Annotated in this window: 5 protein-coding genes and 1 pseudogene; 1 reads left to right on the forward strand and 5 read right to left on the reverse strand. The window is 26.7% G+C overall.

The window, feature by feature from the left end; translation table 11 throughout:
- A pseudogene (locus tag CLOBL_RS28825) lies at positions 1 to 163 on the forward strand (MFS transporter); the annotation flags it as partial.
- Positions 164 to 391: 228 nt separating this feature from the next.
- Here the strand turns inward: CLOBL_RS28825 and CLOBL_RS26835 are convergent.
- From CLOBL_RS26835 to CLOBL_RS26855, 5 genes are all read right to left on the reverse strand, one after another.
- Positions 392 to 1,363: a phosphotransferase gene (locus tag CLOBL_RS26835; protein WP_077861788.1), complete on the reverse strand. Its 972-nt coding sequence runs from the start codon at positions 1,361 to 1,363 to the stop codon at positions 392 to 394.
- Positions 1,364 to 1,551: 188 nt separating this feature from the next.
- A complete protein-coding gene (locus CLOBL_RS26840; RefSeq protein ID WP_143323971.1) occupies positions 1,552 to 1,806 on the reverse strand; it encodes a hypothetical protein in 255 nt (84 codons plus the stop codon).
- Positions 1,807 to 2,018: 212 nt separating this feature from the next.
- Positions 2,019 to 2,288 (reverse strand): hypothetical protein, encoded by a 270-nt coding sequence (locus tag CLOBL_RS26845; RefSeq protein ID WP_077861790.1) that lies wholly within the window; start codon positions 2,286 to 2,288, stop codon positions 2,019 to 2,021.
- Between the two features lie 59 nt (positions 2,289 to 2,347).
- Positions 2,348 to 2,779 (reverse strand): hypothetical protein, encoded by a 432-nt coding sequence (locus CLOBL_RS26850; protein ID WP_077861791.1) that lies wholly within the window; start codon positions 2,777 to 2,779, stop codon positions 2,348 to 2,350.
- Positions 2,780 to 2,803: 24 nt separating this feature from the next.
- Positions 2,804 to 3,238 carry an HTH domain-containing protein gene (locus CLOBL_RS26855; RefSeq protein WP_077861792.1) on the reverse strand — a complete coding sequence of 145 codons (435 nt, stop codon included), beginning with the start codon at positions 3,236 to 3,238 and terminating at the stop codon, positions 2,804 to 2,806.
- Between the last annotated feature and the right edge of the window lie 120 nt (positions 3,239 to 3,358).

Genomic DNA, 3,358 nt, shown 5'->3' on the forward strand with positions numbered 1-3,358 from the left:
CGGCTACCTACTCGCTGCTTTTGGACCGATGCTTTTTGGTTTTCTACATGATGCATATAACAACTGGGAATTACCACTTATTGTCTTAATCAGTGCTTCCGCGTTATGCTTATTTGCTGGGCTGGGTGCATCACGCGATCTGCATATTAAGTATAACCGTTGATAATAACGTCATACATAGTTTAGTCAATGCTTAAGCAGAGAACCAAAAGCTTGTCTTTTGTATTGATAACCTATCAACATCAATAAATAAATCAAATACCATAATATCTGCAAAACTTGGAGTAGCTATAGAATAGATACCGATGGTTCTAATGATGATTCTCATAAGATTGCATAAGAAACAGGCGATAAACATTAATTTTACAATATTTATCGCCTTTAAATTTATTTATTCATTTCCTAAGAAATTCAGTGCTTGTTCAGAATTATATTCAATCATACCATTAACCTCAGCAATATCCGGATATGATTTTTGTTTAAGCTCCAATGCACCTGAGAGACATGAAATGTGCAAATACATTTTATAAAATTTTAATCTGTCTAAATCAAGATTATCCTCATTAAAATATTTATAATAATCACCAAATCTGAATTGCAAAAAACTATGTTCATATTCTGCATCAAAAAACATAGCACTCTCTATATCTATTAAGTAAGTATTAAGATTTTCATCCACCAAAACATGATTTGGGCCTAATTCCCCATGTATAAATACATAATCATTTCTAGGTTTCATATTATCATACAATTCTTGTATTTTATTAATTAACATGGTCTTATTTTTTAATATTCCTTCATGAAATCTTGATGAATATTCAATTTCTTTTATATTTCTATCCAGTAATATTCTTTCACTTCCAAATTTCAATGCTTTTTCAGTTTTAAGATTCCCATAAAATTCATTTTTGAATAAATGCATTTTCTTAATGTTTTCACTTAAATCAGTAAATACTTTATATTTAGTCTCTTCATCGGCATAAAAATATTTTTCTATTTCTCCACCTGCTATATATTCAACTAGTGCAAAATCAAATGAATAATCTTTCCTACTTCTGTCTATATAATATATTCTTGGTGTCCTAATCCCATTTTGTGTGAGGAATTTATTATTTAATTCAAACAAATCTGCCCCATTTGATTTAAATATATCATCCTCATCTGTTTTTTCATTAAAATAATCCATAGAATTATCCCAAACATAAAGAATACATGAAAAGCCTTTATTACATTCTATTTTATATGTTACTTTCCGTGCTCCTCCATAAATTCTTATAATTTTGAGTATTTTATAGTCTTGACCTAAGTTTTTACATAAAATCTTTTGTAAATATACTACTTCTATATGACAATCTTTATTCATTAAGTTTATCTCCTTTACAATTGATACTTTTTTATAATCAAATGCACTCGCGAGTTAACCTGATATTAAAATTTTATCATTTTATACATATATTACTAGACTTATAATTTCCGTTGTGTTATCATAATGTCATAAGTTTTTTAAAAAATCACTGGAGAATTTCCAGTGATTTTTTGCTTTTCAATAACTTATTTTATATTCTTAACTTTTTCAATAATTCTATTAATGAAACTCTTTTTAGGAGGTAAATACATCTTTTCAAGACTATGTAATTCAATCTTATCTGCTTCTTCTTTAAGAAATTCTCTAATTATAATTTCTTCAAATATTCCGAATGGTATCTTGCTAAATAGTAAATTTTCTAATTCATTGATCACATATTTATCTTTATAATTTAGACTTATTAATTCAAAATAAAGATCATTTCCAAAATATTCATTCAATAATTCTTCATCAATTAACAAGTTAAATACGATAATATCATCCAAACTTGAAGTAGCTATAGATACTGATAATTCTAATGATGATTATTATAAAGCTACATAAGCAAAAAGCGATAGACATTGATTTTTGATGTTTATCGCCTTTAAACTTATTTATTATTTGATATAGTACTTTAATTAACCTTATATCAAATTAACAAGCAAATTGTAATTTATACGTTATTCTCCTTATATTTTCTTAATTCTTCAAGTAATAATTTAATATCGTATATTAATGCGTTCCTTGAACGCTCGTACTTACCATTATCTAATTTATATTCTTGATATAAAATAACTGTATCTCTATCAATCTTATGAATCAATATTTCGTTACCTTCAAATTTGCCTTCTCTAATCTCTAATGATGATAAAAAATAAATTATTGCATTATACATATCATCATACATTTCTGTTTTGAATAGTTTTACTATCTCCTTATCCACATATAAACTTCCTTCCTAAAAAACTCTTTATAGACATCTCAATAAATGGAGATTTGTTATTATTTATAATACTGAAACATCTTTTGATAAAGTTCTCTTGTTTGCCTTTCATCTCCACACGACAAAGGATCATCCGCATAACATAAAGTCCAAAATGGTTCTTTATTTTCAATTTCAGATGGCAATACTCTCCATATTGAGTACATTTTTGAGCCAAAGAAATGTATATCCATATCATCTTGATAATAAATTTCTTCTAACTTCCTAATTAAGAAACAGCCAAAGGTATCATAATTAAAATTATTCTTTAAACAATAGTCAAAAATAATTTTAATTGTACCTTGTATATCTAAAGTACTCCACTCCAATTCTAATAGCAAAGCACTATCAGGATGTTTTAAGAAATGTGAATCAAGATTTTCCTTATATTCTGCATCTGACACTAATCCCACATATAATAAAATAGCATATGATAATAATATTTCAACCATAATATCTCCTCTATTAATTACAATTTATGGTTCTAATTCTTTCAAGAAAAAACGTAATGACATCACTGTTTTAGATATCTTATATTTACTTTCTAAAGAAACTAATTTAGGATTTTCTACTAAATCATTAACTTCTTTTTCATTAATTCCAGACATCAATGCAATTGTTTCTGCCGAAATATTATGATATTCTAATAAGACTTGCAAAAATGCTCCAATTTTTAAATCGGCATTATCTCTCCCTATAAGTTCAAGCATCATAATTAAATCAGACATCTTCCTAAAATCTTTAGAGTTCTCAAATAGCCTTTTTTCATCTTTGCTTAAAATAACGTCTTTTTTTACATCTAATAATTTTGAAAGTGTATCTACATTAAATTTGTATTTCTCAATCAATAGCTGCAATGTTTCCATTACATATTTCAACGTTACCACTTTTAAATCTTTTATTTCCTCCATGTTAATTTTCCCCTTCAAGTTATAATTTGCCAATTTCGCGTTATACTCATAATTTTTCCAGTATCTCATAACTCAATGTACGAAATACTTGACAATACTTTTGAAATCCCTCCTGCCCAA

It is taken from the genome of Clostridium sp. BL-8 (genome assembly GCF_002006495.1).
Taxonomy (GTDB): Bacteria; Bacillota; Clostridia; order Clostridiales; family Clostridiaceae; genus Clostridium.